Here is a 21405-nt window from a genome sequence, read left to right on the forward strand (position 1 = left end):
CGAAATCGCATGACTCTGGTAATCTGGTGGGTTCGCAAAAACCATTCACCTGACCGCAGATTGATCCATGCCCCGTCGCTCGTACAAGAATTCACCCGGCAAAAAACCTTCCGTTGGCAAGCGGACGGGGGGCAAGCCGAAACGTGGGGCACGAAAACCAAAGGCCAAAACGGCTGAAAGCGAGCCCAAATCGAAAGCCTCGGCCCCCAAGAAACGCACCGTCGGTAAAGGCGCTGCCACCGAAGGCACTGCCACAAAACGCACCGCCAGCAAACGGGCCCGGCGAGCCCCGGCGGCCGCGACGACCAGCTCGCGGGACCAACCGCAACGACTCCAACGCCTTTTGGCGGCCGCGGGATTCGGCAGCCGACGCCAATGCGAATCGCTGATCGAAGAAGGACGCGTCGAAGTCGATGGTGAGATCGCCGCGGAACTGGGCACCGTGGTCGACCCCAAGAGCAGCAAGGTGCTCGTCGACGGCGTGCCGCTGCGACAACAGAAACTTGTCTATTACGCCGTCAATAAACCGACCGGCTTTCTGAGCACCAACGCCGATCCGCGCGGACGCCAACGCGTCATCGACTTGGTCCCCAACAGCGAACGCGTCTTTCCCGTCGGACGATTGGACCAGAGCAGCCAAGGATTGATGCTACTGACCAACGATGGCGATTTGGCTCAACAATTGTCGCACCCGAAATACGGCGTCCGAAAGGTCTACCGGGTCACCGTCGCCGGCAAGATCGACGGCGAAACGATGCGGAGTATGCGAAAGGGGATCTACATCTCCGACGGTTTTGTGCGCGTCGAAGGAGCGAAGATCGTCAAATCGCGAGCCCGCGCGACCGAAATGGAAATCACGCTCCGCGAAGGCAAAAACCGTGAGATCCGTCGGATCCTGGCGCGGCTGGGACACAAAGTCCAGATGTTGCGTCGAATTGCGATCGGACCGCTGCGAATCGGCGACTTGCCCGTCGGTGCCCACCGCGTCCTGTCGCGTGACGAAGTCAGCCGGCTGAGAAAAGCGATCGAGCACAGTCGCGACGAAGTCGCCGAAGAAACACCGCGACGCCGACCGGCAGGCAAGGGGACCAAGAAACGATCCGCGAAGAAGAAATCGACCGGAAAGCGGCGGCGAGCTGAAAGCCGAAACGACGTCACCGCACGGCGAACGAGCCGAAAACCGGCGACGACCAAGTTTTCGTTCAAACCGAAAAAGTCCGACGACGGCGGCTCGATCATCGGCGGCGATTGAACCGACGACGCGAGCGTTTTTGTTAGCGGCAGGGCGCGTGCCCAATGCCATCGACTCTGACGCCAAGCGGGTGCTTTTTGTTAGCGGTAGGGCGCGAGCCCTCCGGTCTTTCACGGCGTTTTTGAAGCGCGACCGGACGGCTCGCGCTGTTCCGCTAACACCTTAGAGCCCAGTGCCATCGACTCTGACGATAAGCGGGTATTTTTTGTTAGCGGTAGGGCGCGAGCCCTCCGGTCTTTCACGGCGTTGTTGAAGCGCGACCGGACGGCTCGCGCCGTTCCGCTAACACCTTAGAGCCCAATGCCATCGACTTTGACGCCAAGCGGGTATTTTTTGTTAGCGGTAGGGCGCGAGCCCTCCGGTCTTTCACGGCGTTGTTGAAGCGCGACCGGACGGCTCGCGCTGTTCCGCTAACACCTTAGAGCCCAATGCCATCGACTCTGACGATAAGCGGGTATTTTTTGTTAGCGGTAGGGCGCGAGCCCTCCGGTCTTTCACGGCGTTGTTGAAGCGCGACCGGACGGCTCGCGCCGTTCCGCTAACACCTTTAGAGCCCAATGCCATCGACTTTGACGCCAAGTGGGTGTTTTTTGTTAGCGGTAGGGCGCGAGCCCTCCGGTCTTTCACGGCGTTGTTGAAGCGCGACCGGACGGCTCGCGCCGTTCCGCTAACACCTTTAGAGCCCAATGCCCCTCGCCCTGACAGCAGGCTGACTTACAGCGTCGCCCGGAGCTTGGCTCCGTTGCCGGCTTGCCCGAAGGCGGTCATGCGTGCGACGCATACGTCTTTCATCGCCGTACGAGCGGGTTTCAGATAAGCACGCGGGTCGAACGCCGAGGGGTCTTCGGCGAACACCTTGCGGATCGCACCGGTGATGGCCATGCGGCAATCGGTATCGACGTTGATCTTGCGAACACCGCTCTTGATGCCGCGTTGAATTTCTTCGACCGGCACGCCGTAGGTTTGCTTCATTTGGCCGCCGTACTTGTTGATGATGTCCTGCAATTCTTGCGGAACACTGCTGCTGCCGTGCATCACCAGGTGGGTGTTGGGCAATTTGGCGTGGATTTCTTCGATCCGCGACATCGCCAGCACTTCGCCGGTCGGTTTCTTGGTGAACTTGTACGCGCCGTGGCTGGTCCCGATGGCGACGGCCAGTGCGTCGACGCCGGTTTCTTCGACAAATCGCTGGGCTTCGTCGGGATCGGTCAGCAATTGGTCGTGCGTCAGTTCGCCGACCGCACCGTGGCCGTCTTCCTGCTCCCCTTCGCCGCTTTCCAGCGATCCCAGGCAGCCGAGTTCCCCTTCGACGCTGACGTTTTTGGCGTGTGCCAATTCAACGACGGCCTTGGTGACGCGAGCGTTGTATTCGTAATCCGCGGGAGTTTTTCCGTCTTCTTCCAGCGAACCGTCCATCATGACGCTGGTGAAGCCGTTTTCGATCGCCGATTTACAGGTCTCGGGGCTGTTGCCATGGTCTTGGTGCATGACGATCGGAATGTGCGGGTACAATTCGGTCGCCGCGATCATCAGGTGTCGCAGGTAAGCGTCCTGCGAATAAGCCCGTGCACCACGCGATGCCTGGATGATTACGGGCGAATCAGTCTCTTCGGCGGCTTCCATGATCGCCTGGATCTGTTCCATATTGTTGACGTTGAATGCCGCAACGCCGTAATCGTTTTCTGCGGCGTGGTCGAGCACAACGCGAAGTGGAACCAATGCCATGATCAGCTACCTTGGGGTAAAATGAGAGTCGGGGGTCAGTCTTTTGCCGGGAATTATCGCTGCGTGACCCCTGACCGCAAGGGCGGGGGATCATGATTCTGCTGTTGGACAATCAGGACTCCTTTGTTCACAACTTGGCACGCTATTTTCGCCTTACCGGGGCGGAGACCCGTGTGATCCGGAGCAACCAGATCACCGCCCGCCAGGCGATTGACCTCGCCCCCCAGGCAATCGTCCTCTCCCCAGGCCCCCACGGCCCGGCCGATGCCGGCTGCTGCATCGAACTGATCCGACAGGCCCCCGAGCAGCTTCCGATCCTGGGCGTCTGCCTGGGACACCAAGCGATCGGGGCGGCCTTCGGCGCGCAGATCATCCGCAGCGAGCCGCGCCATGGATTGGCCAGCCCGATCACCCACGACGGCGAAGACTTGTTTCGCCACTGCCCCAGCCCGATGAATGTCGCGCGTTATCATTCCCTGGTCGTCTCGTCGCAGGACCTGCCTAGCTGTTTGCGGGTGACCGCCACCAGCACCGACGACGCCTGCGTGATGGGGCTACGACACCGCTCGCGTCCGGTCTTCGGAGTCCAGTTCCACCCCGAATCCATTCTGTCGGACACCGGCCATACCATCATCCAAAACTTCGCCTCTCTGACCCAAAACGCAACGTGATCCTGGAATCAATCGTCACAACGATCGGCGTCGACGGCCGCATCAATCTTGCGCCGATGGGGCCGGTGGTGTCCGATCCCAATGCGATGACTTCCAGCGGATCGACCGATCCGGGCTTTGTCCTGCGACCGTTCGAGGGCTCTCGCACGTTCAAAAACCTGCGTGCGACGCGCCGCGCGACGATCCACGTGACCGACGACGCGGCCCTGTTCGCCCGGGCCGCGGTGAGCCAGCTCGACGATCAAGCCGCATCGGTGCGGCGGTCGGAATGCGGACGATGGGCGATCCTGAACCGTTGCCATCGTTGGTTCGCCGTCAAAGTCGTCTCCGTGGCCGAAACACCGCCCCGCTATGAGATGCCGTGCCGTGTCGTCGACTCCGGAATCATCGCGCCGTTCTTTGGATTCAATCGAGCCAAGCATGCCGTCATCGAAGCGGCCATCCTGGCAACGCGGACCCATTTGATCTCGGCCGAGGACGTCAGATCGCAACTGGAGGCATTGAAACCCTTGGTCGACAAGACCGCGGGCGACGCCGAACGAGACGCGTTCGCGACGTTGGCTGCGGTGATCACCCAGCGGATCAAGCCCCACGCCCCGAGCGGAACCCCATGATGCGCGCGGCGAAACGGATTCGAATCGAAACCGGCGCTCGGCTGCACTTCGGGTTACTCGACACGTCGCCGCCATTCGGTGGTCTTGGTGCGATGATCGACCGGCCGGCGACCGTCGTCGAACTTTCCGCGGCCGAGCAATGGACTGTCGCGAGCGGCTACCAACAACGCGCCTGCCCGATCGCCAAACGTTTTTGCCAAGCCACCGGCCAGGCGGCGTTACCCGCCGTGGCGATCGACGTCGTCAAGGCCGCGCCGCCGCACCGTGGGTTCGGCAGCGGCACGCAACTCTCACTGGCCATCGCCGAAGGGTTGCGTCAATTGACCGGTCAGGAGATGACCGATGAAACACTCGCCGTCCAGATCGCCGATCGGGGCAAACGCTCGGCGGTCGGAGTCCATGGCTTTTTCAACGGCGGCATGATCTTCGAAACCGGTGATGACGATCACCAAACGCTGAACCCGATTCGCCAACGTGTCGAATTACCCGAGCGATGGCGGTTGCTGACACTCAGCCCCACGACGGTTGCCGAAACCGTTTCCGGCAACCACGAATCCGATCACTTTGACAGGCTGCAATCCGAACCTCTCCGCTCGGCGGCAAACCGTCTTCGCGATGAGCTACGCCGGCACATCCTCGACGACATTCTGCCGGCTGCCCAGGCCCGTCGCTTCACCGAATTCGCCCGCGCGATCGAAAGCTACAACCATGCCAGCGGCATGCTGTTCGCCAAAGCCCAAGGCGGTCCGTACAACGGCCGCTGGGTCACCGAACTGATCGCGTCGCTACAAAACGCCGGCGCGATCGGCGTGGGACAAAGCAGTTGGGGGCCAGGCGTGTTCGTGTGGTGCGAAGACGAATCGTCCGCCCAAGGACTGGCGGAACAGTTTGCCAGCCCCACGATGAACATCCAAATCGCCCGCATCAAACGCACCGGGCGAACGGTGAGCCGCGCGTAGGTCATGCTGTGCATGACGACCAACCGTAGGTCATGCTGTGCATGACGACCAACCGTAGGTCATGCTGTGCATGACGATCAACCGTAGACGATTGGCATGCACAGCATGACCTACTTACTGCACCGTCAACCTGTCGGCCGCCCCGGCCGCGGCGTAAACCTTTTGGACCAATCCCATCGCCCCTTCGGCCTCGCCCTGGATCGACAACGCGTGGGGTGCCCGCAACGACAACAGCCCCGGCAAATCAAAGTACTTCGCCGCGCCCGGCACAAAGTGTTCGTCGCTGTAATCGGGCACGCTGCTCAAACGAAATCCGCCGCTGTCGAGATGAACTTCGTCAACCAAATCGCCGGCGACCACGGAGGCTGCGGCGGTGCTGACGCAACTGGATTGATTCGCGACCAGCGTCAACGGTCCATCGGGCGTGGAGTGATCGAGGTACGCCACGACGCACAACAGTTGCTCGAATCGCTTGACGGTGAGCGGCCGGTTGTAGCCGAACGTCAATCCGGAATAACTTCGTTCGTCGTCAATCAACGGTTGCTGGTGTTCACTTGCCATCGCTTCTCGCGCGTGGTCTGCGGTCGCAGCAAGCGCCGGGGTCAGGTAGGCGATCACCGTCGTTCTGCCGTCGCCCTCGGCGGCAACCGACTTCACGATCGCATCACGCCGCGCCCTCTCGCGAGCCGATGTCGTCGGCACCACGACGTGCCCCGTCGCGCTGCTGTTTTTCCCCGCAACGACGTCGAGGTCCACGACCGTCTTCCAGTCCCGATGCTCAAGCCGATAACTCACCACGCGATCGTCGCCAGCTCCTTCGCTCCTCTTTGTGACGACCAAATCTTGTGCCGCTGGCATCGATCGATCAAAGATCACGCTCCAAGCCCCGCCGACGACGCGACGATACTCGGCAAGCCGATCGGCCGCCGCGGCAGTGTCCGCCGCCGGATCAGGAATCAACGCGTTTAACTTTTGATCACTCTGCCGCTTCCACCAAGCCAGCACCTTGCGTTCGTGCGAAATGGAGACCTCCGTCGGCGCCGGATGATCGTCGTCCCAAACCTTCATGTCCGCTTCACTGAGCGGTTCGAAATCGCTTTCCACCAGCGGCACATCGGCGGGCAACCCCAGGTGCTTGGCCATCCAGGGATACATCATCGCGCGTGTGACGTAGTTGTAGTTGTGCGGGTAGGTGAGCACGTCACCACACATCACGTTTTCTTTGGCGCCCAACATCGAATAGAGTTGTTGCAACTGGGGAAAACCGTCGGTCAGCATGTCCTTGGTCCAGTCATTGGCCGCCGTCATGCCTTGCGGTTTAGGTGCGAACAGGGCAGCCAGTTCGACATTGCCGGTCCCGATCCGCAGATAGTTGCAGTTTTCGCAGTAGCAACCGCCCTGCATGGACGTCGACACCATCCCGTTTGGAAATCCGACTTTGATTCGCGGATCGATCGCGCCCAAGAGAATCGTTTGCGTCCCACCGCCGCTGCCGCCGGTCACGCCCAATCGATTCGGATCGACATCGGGTAGCTCGGCCAAGAAGTCCAACGCGCGGATGGCATTCCAAGTCTGCAGCCCCATCACGGATTGCAAATTCAAATCGGCGTCGATGCTGAACAGACAAGGCCGCTCGCGATCGGACTCTTCAGGTCGGGGCTGGGCATGGCGATGCGCGGTCTCGAATTCGACCTGCTGCGAATCGGCATAGCCGAGCATGTCAAAGATCAACGTGACGCAGCCCATGCGTGCCAGGTGCGCACAGCGAGCCAGCTTGGGGTAACGCCCTGAATTCTCAAAGACCTCGCCGCCGGATTGGATCTGCTTGGCCAGTTCGCCGTCGCTCAGTCGCATCGTTCGGCCCCCGTGTCCGTGCGGCGAAAGCACGGCGGGACGTTTGCCATCGACCAGTCCAAACGAATTCTCTGCCGCAGGACGGAACAGCATCCCGGTGACGAAGTGCCCCGGCAGCGATTGAAAGTAGACCTTTTCAACCGTGAACCCGTCGCGCCGGATTTTGCCGTGCAAGACCGGCTGCAACGGAGTGCGGTCCGGCATCGGCCAAAGTCCCGTGGCGACCAACACGCGACGACGTAACGCATCGGCCCGGTCGTTCCAGCGGTCGACGGAATCCGGTACCGCGAAGGGGAAGTGGCCGTTGAGTGTCTTGAGGTCTTGTTTTTCCGACTGGGCCTGCGACGTCATACCGGATGAAACGACGACCAGGACGACGAGCGGCCAAACGGAGAAACGCGGCATGGCGGTGGGACTTTGATGTGCGTGGCGGGAGGGGAAGCAGGCCTATAGAGTACCAAACCCGGCGGTGGCCTTGGTGAGACGGGGATGGCAGAATGATGGGATGGCAGAATGATTCCGGCTCCGCGAACGGATCGCCCAAACTATCATTCTGCCCCGTATCATTCTGCCACATTGAATCATCCTGTCCTTCCGCTCCTGCAGCACCAGCCATTCCCGGCGACTCGTTTCCTTCGTGCACGGCACATTGGCCAAAAGTGACAGATCTCCTAGGCTAGGGGCGAGACCATCGAATCCTGCCATCGTCCCCTTGGACCGTTCGCCCATGTCCGCACTGCATGCCGATTTTTACGCCGACCAGATGGTCCAGCACGAAACGGTGCTGGAGCAAAACGAGTGCATCGCCGAAGCGACCTATCGGCTGCGAGTGTCGGCCCCGGGGATCGCATCGATCGCGGTTCCCGGCCAATTCGTGATGATCCGGCTGGCGGGTGTCGATGCACCGCTGATCGGTCGAGCCCTGGCGATCTGGGACGTGCTGCCGGGCGAGGATGGCAAACCGAAATACATCGATCTGATCTATCTGAAAAAAGGCAGCTTCACGACGGCCTGTGCCGAAAGCCCGCTGGGAACCAGAGTCAGCTTGTGGGGGCCGCTGGGCAACGGTTTCTCCGCACGGCCGTGTGACCGCTTGATCATGGCCGTCGGTGGGATCGGGCAAACACCGATGTTGCTGCTCGGACGCGAAGCGATCGGCAGCCAATCGTTCGGCCGGCCGGGCGGCTGGGCGAACCACGTGGAACTGATCTACGGGGCGCGGCGTGAATCATTGCTCGCCGGCGTCCCCGATTTCCGCCAGGCCGATTTCGACGTCCAGCTCTGCACCGATGATGGATCCACAGGCCGACAGGCGCTGGTACCGGATGTCTTGGCCGCCCGGCTGGATGAACTCGATGACGCCTCTTCGGTGCGCGTCGTCACCTGCGGACCGGAGATCATGATGGAAAAGGTCGCCGACGCTTGTCGACAACGCGGCGTCGATTGCCAGGTTTCGATGGAAACCCCGATGGCCTGCGGAATCGGCATCTGTTTTTCATGCGTCGCCAAAGTCAAACAAGACGACGGCGAGTGGGATTACAAACGCACCTGCGTCGAAGGCCCGATCTTTGACGCCGACAAGATCGTTTGGTGACATCGATCCCGATGTAGGTCACGCTGTGCGTGACGGAGAGTATTGACGGACGGCATGCACAGCATGCCCTACGCCATCAACAGTGCTGCTGCGCCGAGCCCACCGGCGACCAGGAACCCGGTGGCATCGATCAACGCGATCCGCCAAATCGGTTCGGCTTCGGTTTGGTAATACGCGCGAACGCTCTCGCCGTGCAGCCAAGCCCAGATGCCGGCGCCGATCAGGATTCCTCCGACCCCCTTGATGATGCTGAATTCCACGTCGTCTGCCATCGCCTCTTGCGCCACTTCGAAAATCTTAAACGCCAGCCCCCAACCATAGCTGAGCAAGACGACATACCAGCACACCCTGCCGCGGAAGAAGCAGCAGATGCTGGTCGCCAACGACAGGGCCGCCATCAACCCCAGCATCCCGGCGATCAGGTAATAGACGAACCCGACCACGTCGGCCATGGCATCGTCCATGTTCTCCAGCATCTCGGCATCGACGAAGCCGAGAAACAGCAGCATCAAACCGCCGTAGAAGATCGCCGAGAGTCCGTTGATCAGTCCGATAAAGATCAAGAAGGGCGGCCGCGGCGCCTCCCCTTTCATCACCAACGCTTCCCCCCGCCGGTCACTTCCCGAAATCGCCTCGTTGAGCATTTTCGCCGCGTTGGCGCCGGGCGCCTTGACCGCCACCTTGGCTCCCGGAATCTGCACCGCCTTGATCGGCGCCAGATCGGTCTCGGTCAACTCGTCGAACAACCCCGCTGCCGCCGCGGGTGCGGGCGTCGCGAGCGGTCGAGACTGGGCGGGTGCCCGTGTGGCGGCGGATGCTCCCTGCCGTGCCTGTCCGGGCGGCTTGGCTTGTGCCGACGTCGCCGCAGGTCCCCCGGGTGCCCGCAGCTGTTTCCCGCACTTGCATTTGACCACCTTGCCGGCCGCCGTGTCGGGGATTTGAAGCAGAGACGCGCAGCCGGGGCACTTGATTTTCATGGATGGAAAAGCGTTCTTGGCAAAGGAAACGATGGCGATTCGGGGTGCCCATCTTAGCAACTCGGTGCCATTTGTCTGTCAAAATGCCGCGTCAGACTGGAATAAATGGGCTCGGCCGGTCCATTTCTATGCGGCAAGTTTCCTGCCCCGATTTTTCGGCCCACGCTATCTGAACAGTCGCGGCAACCCTTCCCCGACACTCTGCGCCTTTTGACTCAATGCCGCGTTCATCAACTCGATCGCGATCCGCGACTCCAACGTCACGCCGGCACGGACACCGACGCAAGGGTCATGACGACCTTTTTCAAGCTGGAAATCGATCTCGCTGAGATCTTTCGTGACCGACTGTTGCGGCTTATTGATCGTCGAGGTGGGTTTGAATCCGACGCGAAACACCAGCGGCATGCCGGTGGTCATCCCGCCGATCAGTCCGCCGTGGGTGTTGGAAACATACCCACCGCTGCGGATCGGATCGTTGTTCTCGCTGCCGACCCGCTCGATCACCGCCGCACCGGCGCCGACCTCGCAGGACTGGACCGCGTTGAGCCCGCCGAGTGCCCCCATGATCCGTACCTTTAAACTTTGATACAGCGGATCTCCCAGCAGCGGCGGCACATTGAGCGCCACCACCTCGACTCCGGCACCGAGTGAGTCGCCGGACTTGCGTGTCTCTTTGATCAGCTCCGCAGCCTCGGACGCAAAACCGCTGTCGATCGATGGGATGACCGCAGCGTCGATGTCTCGCTGCATCGCGGCGATGGTGTCGGCATCGATCGTGACCGAATCCTGTTGGGCCAACAGTGCCTGGCAGCGGTCGGCCAGCGAAACGTTCGCCCGCAACGGCCCGACTTGATCGATCGAGGACAGCAACACGGTGCCGAAGGTCTGCTGCAAGAACATTCTGGCGATACTGCCGCCGACGACATCACTGATCGTGACGCGGTAACTGCTGCGTCCGCCGCCGCGGACATCGACGAATCCACGCGACTTGTGGTACTTCACCAGATCCGTGTGCCCGGGCCGGACCTGACCCTTGGGGCCAATGAATTGTGTGTAGTCGCCCGATTTCTTGCTAGTCGACAGCACCATCGCCGCGATCGGCTCGCCGGTGGTGTACCCCGCCTCGTAGCCCTGGGATTCAAAACTCGCCCCCTCGACCTCGACGGTGATTTTTGATTCACCGCGGGTTGCGTCTCCCAGCAACGCCTCGTGATCGGTCTGATACAGGCCGGAGAGAAAGACGACCTTGTCTTTCTCGTTTCGGGGCGTGCCGTATTTATTGCCACCGGGGCGGCGGCGATCCAAGAACGCTTGGACTTGGTCGCGTCGGATCATCAGCCCGGCCGGACAACCGAACACGATGGTCGTCACCGCCGGGCCATGAGATTCGCCCGCGCCCGCGACGCCAAAGTAAGGTCCACCAAGAATTTCCATGGTTGTTTCTGTCAGGAGCAGTAAGTGGGAGAGGCGTCCGGCACCATGCCGCTAAAGCCCCAGCGCGTCGCGTCCCTGGGCCTCGATTTCCATGACTTTGTCCAAACGACGCTGGTGGCGTTCGCCCGGCGTGTAGCGTGCTCCCAAAAACGCGCGAACGATTTCCAGGGCGAGTTCGCTGCCGATGATCCGTCCGCCGATGCACAGCACGTTCATGTCATCGTGTTCGACGCCCTGATGAGCCGAATAGGTGTCGTGACAGATCGCCGCCCGAATCCCGGGAATTTTATTCGCCGCGACACTCACTCCGACCCCACTGCCACAGACCACGATGCCGCGGTCGGCGTTGCCCAAAATGATCTCGCGTGAAACCGCGATCGCAAAATCCGGGTAGTCGCACCGCGCCGTGCTGTCGGTGCCGCAGTCGATGACGTTGCCGACCAACGTCGCATAGGGTTCGGCAGCAAGCTGTTGGACGACCACCTGTTTGAGCGGGTAACCGGCGTGGTCGCCGCCGATGGCGACGCGCAACCGGTCGCCGGAGGGGTTCTGATCGATCATGAATGAATGGGCGGGAGGGGCAAAATACTAGTCAGGGCGGACAGTTTAGCCGCCAAGTTGAAAATTCGTTAGCCGCGAAAAGAACGTCGCCGCCATTTGTCCGCCGTGCATCAACGATCACCGTTGACCTGATCCATCAAAAAACCTAACCTAAGCCCCCCAAAGCATTTAGCTTCTCCTGTCCGATCCGGGGTGTGCCCAGAGCGGAGCGTAAATCTGGACTTTCGTCGGATTGGCCCCATATTGGCTGCTCTAGACGCGGGGGCCATTGCGCTGCCAATCTGACTCTCTTGCGGGCGAATCTGTATGCTCGCGACGAAACATACATAGAAACTTACTAAGCGATTCAGCGATGTCGTTTTTTGAAACCCTGGCAGATGTCACCGGCGCAGTCTTCGGCGGTGCCCTCAGCTCCTTTGAACGTGCGATCACGTCCGTGTTCGGATCGGCCAACGCGCGTCAAGTCACCGCACTCCGCGCCAAAGCGGAGGAGATCACGGCGCTGGAGCCGAAATATGAGGCGATGACCGACGACGAGTTGCGTGAACAGACGCAACTGTTCCGAAAACGGATCCGTGACGGCGAGACCTTGGACGACATCTTGCCCGAGGCGTTTGCGGTCTGTCGCGAGGGCGGAAAACGCTTCCTGGGCATGCGTCACTACGACGTCCAGTTGATCGGCGGCATGGTGCTGCACCAGGGCAACATCGCCGAAATGGTCACCGGGGAAGGAAAAACGCTGGTCGCGACCCTGCCGGCCTATCTCAACGCGCTCGAAGGCAAAGGCGTTCACGTCATCACGGTCAACGATTACCTGGCCCGCCGTGACATGGAATGGATGGCGCCGCTGTACATGAACCTGGGTCTGACGGTCAACGCGATCCAATCGGGGATGTCGACCGGCGAAAAACAGGCCGCCTATCGCTGTGACATCACTTACGGGACGAACAACGAATTCGGTTTCGACTACTTGCGCGACAACATGCGGCCGGCCGCCCAAGGCGATGACCGTTTTCCGCCCGAAGCCCAGCAATGCCAAGGCCCGCTGAACTACGCGATCATCGACGAAGTGGACAATATTCTGATCGACGAAGCGCGGACGCCGTTGATCATCAGCGGCCCTAGCGAGATGGATCTGGGGCGATATGCCGACGCCGACCGCGTCGCCCGGGCCCTGCGAAAAGAAGAACACTTCACCGTCGACGAAAAACAGCACAACGTCACGCTGACCGACGAGGGTGTCCGCGAAGCCGAACGCCTGGCCGGCGTCGAAAGCTTCTACACCGCCGGCAACATGGAATGGCCGCACCTGATCGACAACGCGCTCAAGGCCCACTACCTGTACAAGTTGGACGTCAACTACGTCGTCAAAGATCGCCAGATCGTGATCGTCGACGAGTTCACCGGTCGCTTGATGGACGGCCGGCAATGGAGCGACGGGTTGCACCAAGCGGTCGAAGCCAAAGAAGGCGTTCCGATCAAACCGGAAACCCAAACCTTTGCCACCGCCTCGCTGCAAAACATCTTCAAGATGTACAAGAAGCTGTCCGGCATGACCGGCACCGCGATGACCGAGGCCAACGAGTTCTGGAAGATCTACAAGTTGGACGTGATCGCGATCCCGACCAACCGCGTCTTGCAACGGATCGAACATCCCGACGTCATCTACCTGACCGAAGAATTCAAATACAAAGCGCTCGCCGAAGAGATCGAACGGACCAACAAGTGGGACGTCGTGGGATTGAAGGACGGAACCGAACGGTGGGGCAAGATCACCGAGGAACAGAACGACCAGGTCAAGTTCATCGGCAAGGGCGAAAAGAACCCTGACACAATCCCCAAATCAAAGATCACCTCGATCGAATACGCCGGACGCCCCGTCCTGGTCGGTACCGTCAGTATCGAAAAGAGCGAAAAACTGAGCGTTTTGCTCGAACGCCGTGGCGTCAAACACGAAGTGCTCAACGCCAAACAGCACGAACGGGAAGCCGACATCGTTTCCCAGGCCGGACGCAAATACGCCGTCACGATCGCCACCAACATGGCCGGTCGTGGTACCGACATCATCCTCGGCGGCAACCCCGAAACGAAAGCCTGGGCCCAACTGCAACACAAGTACGCCACTCGCCTGGATGTTCCCGACGACGAATGGAATGAGTTGGTCGAATCGATCGACAAAGCCGAAGGCATGAGCGAGCAGGGCGAGCACGTCCGCGAACTCGGCGGGCTGTACGTGCTGGGAACCGAACGTCACGAATCGCGACGTATCGACCTGCAGCTTCGCGGGCGTTGCGGACGCCAAGGCGACCCGGGCTCGAGCCGCTTCTTCTTGTCTCTCGAAGACGACTTGATGCGGATCTTCGCCGGCGAGTGGGTCAAGAACATGATGGAACGAATCGGCATGAGGGAGGACGAGCCGCTAGAGTCCAAGCTCGTCACGCGCCGAATCGCTGCCGCCCAAAAGAAAGTCGAAGAACGCAACTTTGAAATGCGAAAGAGCTTGCTGGACTATGACGAGGTCATGGACGAGCAACGAAAACGCGTCTATCGCTATCGCCAAAACCTGCTCGACGGCCACAGCTCTCGGACGATGATTTTGGATCTGATCCGATCCCAGATCCAAGAACAGGTCGAAACGTTCTTGGAACCAGGCTACGGCGCCGAAACGTTTGCCTCCTTCGCCGGCGCCCAACTCGGCTGCACGCTGGATCCCAAGGATTTCCAAAACATGGAAATCTCCATGGCCACCAGCTACGCCCGCGAACAAGCCGAGCGAGCCGCCGAAGTCACGGTCGAAGAAACGGTCGAAGAAAACCTGCCCGAAGGCATGGAGGACGAATGGAACTGGCAGGCGCTCGCCAAATGGTGCAACACCTCCCTGGGCACCAACTATCAAGACCATCAACTGAAAAAGATGGAACGTGATGAGCTGATCAACACCTTGATCGAGAAGAGCCATCAAGCCATCGAAAAAGTCGATCTCAGCGAAGGCGAACCGTTCCTCGATGCCGACTACGGACTCCGCGTCCTTTGCGGTTGGATGCGTCACCGGTTCGGAATCGAAACCACCCCCGAAGAGTTTCGCGATGTCGAAGATCGGCGTGCGGTCACCAAGGCGTTGGTCTCACGCGCCGAAGAAGCCTACGCCGAAAAAGAAACCGAATACCCGGCGCTGGCCGGTATCTCGCAATTCACCGTCCAGCAAGGTGCTCAAGTCATCTTGGATCGCGAAAACCTGGTCGGCTGGATCAAACGTCGATTCGAGAAAGCCGTCGACATCGATGAGGTGCCGCTGAACCGTGACGACCTGAAAGCGCAACTGATCCAGTTCAGCCGCGAAACCAGCGACTCCGCCGGCGCCATGTACGCCAAAGCCGATGAGATGGTCCAAAACGTGTTCGGTGATGTCCAGGATGATACGACCGCCGCGGTCGCAGCCAGTGGCACCGACAAATTGGAAACCCTCGCCGCGTGGATGAAAAACGAACTGGGGGCTTCGATCGAAGCGGAAGACCTGGCGCGGATGAATCGCGAAAAACTTACCCTGGCCGTCGACGGTGCCGTCGATGATCGCTTCCATCCCGAAATGCGACGCATGGAACGCCAGATCTTGCTGAACATTGTCGACGACGTCTGGAAAAATCACCTGCTGACGATGGACCACCTTCGCAGCAGCGTCGGATTGAAAGGCTATGCCCAACTGGATCCCAAAGTCGAATACAAACGCGAAGGCATGCGACTGTTCGACCACATGTGGGAATCGGTCGGTGAACAAGTCACCGGATTGATCTTCCGCATGGAATCGTTCAACCAAGACTTCATCCGCAGCACCTGGGTCGACGCCAAAGCACGACACGATGAAGTGCACTCGGTCGCCGGCCAAGCGGGCACGGCCACCGCGACCAAAGCCGCCACCCAAACGGCCGCACAGCAGGCCGCCGAAGCGAGCAACCAGCAAACCGATGCCAAGCCCGAGCCGATTCGCAACACCGGCGTCAAAATCGGTCGCAATGATCCCTGCCCCTGCGGCAGCGGCAAGAAATACAAAAATTGCTGCCTCAGGAAATAGCGAATCAATCCACCCAGACCAGGCGGAGCCTGGGCACGAGAACGAACCACGCCCCGAGAACGGAATCTCAAATGTTCGCCAACGCCGTCTACCTGATCGCACTTGCGGCGCTCTCCCCGTGGATTCTGTATCGCCGCATCCGACACGGACGATACCGCCGCGGATGGCGACAGAAATTGCTGGGCCTGTCACGTGCCGACGCGTTTCGCCTGGTCGGTGCAGCGCCGACATCGCAGTGCATTTGGCTACACGCGGTCAGCGTCGGCGAAGTCAACTTGCTCGGTGGGCTCGTCAAGCGTTTGCAGAGTCAGTTTCCGCAGACGTCGATCGTGATCAGTTCTAGCACCGACAGCGGATACGACTTGGCGGTCCGGCGGTTCGGAACCGAGCGCGTGTTCTTTTGCCCGCTCGACTTTTCGTGGGCGGTCAAGCGCACCCTGGCCCGGCTTGAACCGAAACTGTTGGTGCTCGCCGAACTGGAACTCTGGCCGAACCTGATCAAGACCGCCCGACAGCGAAACACCGACGTGATCGTCATCAATGGACGGTTGAGCCAACGCAGCGCCGCCGGCTATCAACGATTCGCCTGGCTGACGCGCCCGATCTTTACGTCATTGAGCAGCGTTCAATGCCAAGACGAATCTTCGGCAGACCGTTTCGTCGCCTGTGGAACGCCACGGTCACGCATCGCCATCAGCGGTTCGCTCAAGTTTGACGATGCCCCGCAATCGCGCGAATGCGTCGAGGTGCAGTCGCGAGCGAGATGGGCGGGCAGCGATCCCTGGCACATGGTCTGGGTCGTCGGCAGCACGCAAGACGGCGAAGAAAAAATGGCGTTGGACGTCTACCGACGGCTCTGCCAACGTCACTCCGAATTGCGGTTGATCCTGGTGCCACGCCACCCCGAACGGTTTGACCGCGTGGCGCAAGTGATCGACGCCGAAGGGCTGCTCGCGCACCGCCGCTCGCGAGACGGTTCGTTGGAAGATTTGAAATGGACCGCCGATCGAGTCCTCTTGATCGACACCATCGGTGAACTGCGGCACTGGTGGGGCGTTGGCCAGATCGCCACCGTCGGCGGCACCTTCGGCGACCGCGGCGGACAAAACATGCTTGAACCGGCCGGCTACGGCAATGCCATCGCTTTTGGTCCGGACACGCGAAACTTCACCGACATCGCACAACGGCTGCTCGATGCCGGTGGCGCGGTGCGGGTGGCCGACGCGATTGAATTGGAAGCGTTCCTCGAGCGTTGTTTGACCGATATTCCGGCAGCCGATTCGCTCGGCCGCGCTGCAAAGCAGGTCGTCGAACAACACCGCGGCGCGACCAAACGCACGGTCGACGCCATCGGCCAGTTCCTCGCCCCGGACACGCAGTCACAACGACGCGCGGCTTGAACCGCCGATTCGCTGCTCCGCAGCGCGGGAGGATGCGCCTGAAGGCTGGACACCAACATGCGCTGGTGTCCAGGCTTTAGCCGCTCCATCTTGCTGCTCCGCAGCGCGGGAGGATGCGCCTAAAGGCTGGACACCAACATGCGCCGGTGTCCAGGCTTTAGCCGCTCCATCTTGCTGCTTCGCAGCGCGGGAGGATGCGCCTGAAGGCTGGACACCAACACGCGCTGGTGTCCAGGCTTTAGCCGCTCCATCTTGCTGCTTCGCAGCGCGTGGGGATGCGCCTGAAGGCTGGACACCAACATGCGCTGGTGTCCAGGCTTTAGCCGCTCCATCTTGCTGCTTCGCAGCGCGGGAGGATGCGCCTGAAGGCTGGACACCAACACGCGCTGGTGTCCAGGCTTTAGCCGCTCCATCTTGCTGCTTCGCAGCGCGTGGGGATGCGTGAGGTGGTGACCTGATTCCGGGCGCGCCGAAGTCTTATTTTTGACCTGGGTGAGTGGATTCAAATTGTGTAGGTGTCTGGTAGCCAAGACTCGAGTGCTTTCGATCTCGGTTGTAGTAGCCGAAGTAACCTCCCAACTTACGTTCTCCTTCAGTCACAGTCTCGTATTCGGTTATCTCCAGCTCGGTCTTGATCGTTCCGAAACAACTTTCCATGAATGCGTTGTCGTAACAGTCGCCGGCACGGCTCATGCTCTGTCGGATCGAAGAACGCTTCAATATCTGACGAAACCGATTGCCAGCGTACTGGCCGCCGCGATCGCTGTGATGGATTAGGTCTCGACCAGGTTGCCGACTCCTGATCGCATCCTTCAAGCCATCAATGACAAGTTGTTCAGTCATCGTCACATCCAATTTCCACCCGATGATTCGTCGTGAGAATCGGTCCATCACCATCGACAGGTAGGCAAACCTTCGACCCGCGATGGGGATATAGGTGATGTCTGCGACCCAAAGCCTGTTGATGGTGTTGAGTTCGAATGGATCCAACAGCAAATTCGGACTGTATCCCAATCGATGTCGACTTTCGGTTGTTTTTGGTTTGAAGGATTTGGGCTGAATTGCCCTCAATCCCTGTAATTTCATCGCTTCCGCCACCGTCCTTCGGCAGACGACGATGCCGCGATCGGCCAATTCACTGACGATTCGCCGAGCGCCGTAACGTCGCCGATGCTTCCAGAAAATGTCGATAATCATGGGTGAAAGCTCCTCGGTCCGAGTCGGCTCGTCACGTCGACTCACCTGTTGAAATCCGTAGAACGAACTTCGCGAAAGTGATAGAGCGTTACAAACCTCGCTGGCCGATACGTTCGTCGAGTCAATGACTTCTGCTGCGGCGACAAACCGATCAATCAGTCGCTTCGGCTGAAAATAGACAATGCTTTTTTTAAGATGTCACGCTCTCGCTCAACTCGCCGCAGCTCGACCTCCAATTCCTTCACCCGATTGTCAAGCGACGAGGCAACTGGGCCGCTTTGCCGAAGCTGCTCTCGTTTCCAACGGTATAGCAAATTGGTGCCTGATAAACCGAGCCGGTCGACTATCGAGGTCGCCGTGTGCCCGTCGAGCAGCATCTGTACCGCGTCCCGCTTAAATGGATCGGAATACTGACGTCGTGATTTGCTGTTGTCTTTAAGAGGCTTCTTGCTCATTCTGGGGATCTCCTTGGTCGGCCATTCTAAGCCCCAAGCGCGCCCGGAATCAGGTCACCACCTCAGCGCCTGAAGGTTGGACACCAACGTGCGCTGGTGTCCAGGCTTTAGCCGCTCCATCTTGCTGCTTCGCAGCGCGGGAGGATGTGGAATTGCCCACGAAAAGTTGACAGTGGACCGATCTTAACGGGAAGGTAAATAGCGAGCCCTGATGGATCAGGTTTCACCAACGAGTGACGTTCTGGTAATCGCTTGCTCAAAGTCGATTGGACTTCGGTAGTCCAGTGACGAGTGCAAGCGGCGAGGGTTGTAAAATTGTTCGATGTATTCTGACACGCCGCGTGTGGCGTGTTCATGGGTGCCGTAGACTTCTTGGACTTCCTCGGTCTTGTAGCTCTTGAAGAAAGATTCCATCGGTGCGTTGTCGTAGCAGTTCCCGCGGCGACTCATGCTCTGAACAAGTTCACGTTCGGCCAACCGGCGTCGAAACGCTGCGCTCGCATACTGAGAACCGCGATCGCTGTGGACGATCAACCCCGCACTTGGGGAACGAAACGCGATCGCTTGATCGAGCGATTCAATCACCAGCTCGGAATCGATCTTACGACTGGTTTTCCATCCGATGATCTTTCGTGAATGCAGGTCGACAAACGCGCACAGGTAGGTGAATCCTTCTTTTGTAGGGATGTAGGTGATGTCGGTAAGCCAGACTTGATTGATGTCTTCTGTCGAGAAATCTTGGTTGAGTCGATTGGGGGCGATCGGCTGATCGTGATTGGAATCGGTTGTCGATATTCGGAACTTAGTCCGCCGATTCGCCTGGATTCCGGCCTTCTGCATGTATTTGGCTACGGTGTTTCGGCAGCACTGGATGCCTTGCTTAATGACCTCACGATGCATCCGCGGACTTCCGTAGGAATCGAAGTGATTCTCCAACCGGATTTCGTGGATGGCCTGAGTGACCTGCATTTCTTTGACTTTGGTTTCGCTAGGATCACGGGCGACAAACCGGTAGTATGCCGCACGCGTCACTTCCAGGACTCGACAGAGGACCGCGATCGGCCATCGATCGCGATGTTCGCCGATAAACTGCAGCCTCAGTTGCTTTCTTTCGCAAAGAACGCCGTCGCTTTTTTTAAAATGTCTCGCTCCATTTTGAGCTGCCGGTTCTCTTCACGCAGTCGTTTGAGTTCAGCTTCAACCGACTGATTACCAGCGACCCCGTCTGCGAGAGTCCCATCTTCCTCGAAAGACTTCTTCCAATTGCGGATCAGGTTATCGCCAACGCCAAGGTCTCGGGCGACAACGGTATACGACAGTCCTTGTTCCATCACTTTCTTGACGGCGGCCAGTTTGAATTCTCGGCTGAATTTTCGACGCTTGTCCATGAATCGGTTCTCCTGTCAGAGAAGTCTGACATCTGCCAATCCACTGTCAACTTTTCGTGGGCAATTCCAATGCGCCTGAAGGCTGGACACCAACATGCGCTGGTGTCCAGGCTTTAGCCGCTCCGTCTTGCTGCTTCGCAGCGCGTGGGATGCGCCTGAAGGCTGGACACCAACATGCGCTGGTGTCCAGGCTTTAGCCGCTCCGTCTTGCTGCTCCGCAGCGCGTGGGATGCGCCTGAAGGCTGGACACCAACATGCGCTGGTGTCCAGGCTTTAGCCGCTCGATTCGCTGCTCCGCAGCGAACCGATTACAAAGACCGCGATCGTCATCATCACGCACGCTCTATCGAGCGGCCAATTGGCTCTGCGATGGAAGGGGCGTGATATCGGCCCGTGCTTCATCGATCAGACTTCGCAGGAACGCTTTGGCTTCCAAGTAGTCGCTCTTTTCGTAGTACGCGACGTTTGCTTTCAGTTCGCGTTCGATTCGCTCAATCCAATCTCGCATCGGCAGAAAATGATCGGGGTTGATGCGTCCGACGCGGCTGCGTTGATCAAACACCAGATCGATGGGGCCACGAGCCTTTTCATAGTAGCTCGACCGCAGCAAGATCGGCCACGCGACTTGCCCGGTCATCGGGTCGACGGGGCGACGGCGCGGGACGCTGGACACCAACCGCTCCTCGGCCTGTTTCTGCTGGCGAACTTGTTCACCGCGAGCGTGCAGGTGACCGAAACGACTTTGTGAGTTGATTTGTTTTCGTTCCAAGCGGGTCGCCAGGAATTCGACACTGTTTTGCATTTCCAACCGGTCGGCATGCAGGTGTTGCGTCCGAGCGCTGGCGTTCAAGACGTTTGCCGTCGCCGCCGCCCTGAGCAATTCGGCACGCCCGAAGGCGGGGTCATAGCCGTAGCCGTGGTGGCGGTATCCGTAATGGACCGGACGAACGTAGTGGACTCGGTGGTGCGAGACGTGTCCGCTGTGACAGTGCCCCGAATCACACCCGCTGGAGCTCGACTGGGCCGCCGCCGGATCCGCTGCCGCCAAGATCGAGAGCAACACAACCGAGCAAAAAGCGACGTTTGCAAAAGCAACCTTCATCGAACAAATCCCCGTGAAATGACTGGTTTGACGTGCCAACACCCAGCCAAGCGGAGCAAACGGGGCGGTGTTACAGAAAAACGCGTCAGAGGCCCCAAGCCAGGGAAAATGGTCTACCTGGTGCCCTGTCAGAATTGAGACTTCGGATTGCGA

General features: G+C 59.6%; 16 protein-coding genes. 7 read left to right on the forward strand and 9 right to left on the reverse strand.

Features of this window, described 5'->3' with window-relative positions:
- Window positions 1-67 precede the first annotated feature (67 nt).
- Entirely contained in the window at window positions 68-1252 is a 1185-nt protein-coding gene (locus TBK1r_RS31710; protein WP_145219415.1) for a pseudouridine synthase, read from the forward strand.
- A gap of 714 nt (window positions 1253-1966) precedes the next feature.
- Here TBK1r_RS31710 and fba read toward each other — a convergent pair.
- Window positions 1967-2977, reverse strand: coding sequence for a class II fructose-bisphosphate aldolase (gene fba, locus TBK1r_RS31715; protein WP_145219417.1), 1011 nt, complete (start codon window positions 2975-2977; stop codon window positions 1967-1969).
- 92 nt (window positions 2978-3069) lie between these two features.
- Between fba and TBK1r_RS31720 the strand changes: the two genes are divergently transcribed.
- Genes TBK1r_RS31720 through TBK1r_RS31730 form a run of 3 tightly spaced genes read left to right on the forward strand, consistent with a single transcriptional unit; the run spans window position 3070 to window position 5221 of the window.
- Window positions 3070-3648 carry an anthranilate synthase component II gene (locus TBK1r_RS31720; protein WP_145219419.1) on the forward strand — a complete coding sequence of 193 codons (579 nt, stop codon included), beginning with the start codon at window positions 3070-3072 and terminating at the stop codon, window positions 3646-3648.
- The gene (locus TBK1r_RS31725; protein ID WP_145219422.1) at window positions 3645-4262 is read left to right on the forward strand and encodes a DUF447 domain-containing protein; all 618 of its coding nucleotides are present in this window, start codon (window positions 3645-3647) and stop codon (window positions 4260-4262) included. The genes TBK1r_RS31720 and TBK1r_RS31725 overlap by 4 nt, the downstream gene beginning before the upstream one ends.
- A complete protein-coding gene (locus tag TBK1r_RS31730) occupies window positions 4259-5221 on the forward strand; it encodes a GHMP family kinase ATP-binding protein (RefSeq protein ID WP_145219424.1) in 963 nt (320 codons plus the stop codon). The genes TBK1r_RS31725 and TBK1r_RS31730 overlap by 4 nt, the downstream gene beginning before the upstream one ends.
- Before the next feature lie 114 nt (window positions 5222-5335).
- Here the strand turns inward: TBK1r_RS31730 and TBK1r_RS31735 are convergent, their stop codons facing one another.
- Window positions 5336-7480 (reverse strand): glucuronyl esterase domain-containing protein, encoded by a 2145-nt coding sequence (locus TBK1r_RS31735; RefSeq protein ID WP_145219426.1) that lies wholly within the window; start codon window positions 7478-7480, stop codon window positions 5336-5338.
- 322 nt (window positions 7481-7802) lie between these two features.
- On the opposite strand from TBK1r_RS31735, the gene TBK1r_RS31740 reads away from it, so the two are divergent.
- The gene (locus TBK1r_RS31740) at window positions 7803-8669 is read left to right on the forward strand and encodes a dihydroorotate dehydrogenase electron transfer subunit (RefSeq protein WP_145219428.1); all 867 of its coding nucleotides are present in this window, start codon (window positions 7803-7805) and stop codon (window positions 8667-8669) included.
- A gap of 68 nt (window positions 8670-8737) precedes the next feature.
- On the opposite strand, the gene TBK1r_RS31745 is transcribed toward TBK1r_RS31740, so the two are convergent.
- The 3 genes from TBK1r_RS31745 to rpiB all read right to left on the reverse strand — a co-directional run bounded on the left by TBK1r_RS31745 (window position 8738) and on the right by rpiB (window position 11641).
- Window positions 8738-9646, reverse strand: coding sequence for a hypothetical protein (locus tag TBK1r_RS31745; protein WP_145219430.1), 909 nt, complete (start codon window positions 9644-9646; stop codon window positions 8738-8740).
- Between the two features lie 165 nt (window positions 9647-9811).
- Window positions 9812-11080 (reverse strand): chorismate synthase, encoded by a 1269-nt coding sequence (locus TBK1r_RS31750; protein ID WP_145219432.1) that lies wholly within the window; start codon window positions 11078-11080, stop codon window positions 9812-9814.
- Between the two features lie 51 nt (window positions 11081-11131).
- Window positions 11132-11641, reverse strand: a complete 510-nt coding sequence (gene rpiB, locus TBK1r_RS31755) for a ribose 5-phosphate isomerase B (protein ID WP_145219434.1) — start codon at window positions 11639-11641, stop codon at window positions 11132-11134.
- Window positions 11642-11993: 352 nt separating this feature from the next.
- On the opposite strand from rpiB, the gene TBK1r_RS31760 reads away from it, so the two are divergent.
- Together TBK1r_RS31760 and TBK1r_RS31765 are read left to right on the forward strand one after the other, a co-directional pair.
- Window positions 11994-15710 (forward strand): preprotein translocase subunit SecA, encoded by a 3717-nt coding sequence (locus tag TBK1r_RS31760; protein WP_145219436.1) that lies wholly within the window; start codon window positions 11994-11996, stop codon window positions 15708-15710.
- A 71-nt stretch (window positions 15711-15781) separates the two neighbouring features.
- A complete protein-coding gene (locus TBK1r_RS31765; RefSeq protein WP_145219439.1) occupies window positions 15782-17110 on the forward strand; it encodes a 3-deoxy-D-manno-octulosonic acid transferase in 1329 nt (442 codons plus the stop codon).
- 477 nt (window positions 17111-17587) lie between these two features.
- On the opposite strand, the gene TBK1r_RS31770 is transcribed toward TBK1r_RS31765, so the two are convergent.
- The 4 genes from TBK1r_RS31770 to TBK1r_RS31790 all read right to left on the reverse strand — a co-directional run bounded on the left by TBK1r_RS31770 (window position 17588) and on the right by TBK1r_RS31790 (window position 21252).
- The gene (locus TBK1r_RS31770; protein WP_145207883.1) at window positions 17588-18490 is read right to left on the reverse strand and encodes an IS3 family transposase; all 903 of its coding nucleotides are present in this window, start codon (window positions 18488-18490) and stop codon (window positions 17588-17590) included.
- The gene (locus TBK1r_RS31775) at window positions 18463-18762 is read right to left on the reverse strand and encodes a transposase (RefSeq protein ID WP_419580593.1); all 300 of its coding nucleotides are present in this window, start codon (window positions 18760-18762) and stop codon (window positions 18463-18465) included. Before TBK1r_RS31775 ends, TBK1r_RS31770 begins: the two co-directional genes overlap by 28 nt.
- Window positions 18763-18978: 216 nt before the next feature.
- A protein-coding gene (locus TBK1r_RS31780; protein ID WP_145207848.1) for an IS3 family transposase occupies window positions 18979-20150 on the reverse strand; the annotation gives its coding sequence in 2 pieces (ribosomal slippage) (window positions 18979-19901 and window positions 19901-20150; 1173 coding nt in all).
- A gap of 343 nt (window positions 20151-20493) precedes the next feature.
- The gene (locus TBK1r_RS31790) at window positions 20494-21252 is read right to left on the reverse strand and encodes a hypothetical protein (protein ID WP_145219441.1); all 759 of its coding nucleotides are present in this window, start codon (window positions 21250-21252) and stop codon (window positions 20494-20496) included.
- Between the last annotated feature and the right edge of the window lie 153 nt (window positions 21253-21405).

The organism is Stieleria magnilauensis, from assembly GCA_007753675.1.
Taxonomy (GTDB): Bacteria; Planctomycetota; Planctomycetia; order Pirellulales; family Pirellulaceae; genus Stieleria; species Stieleria magnilauensis.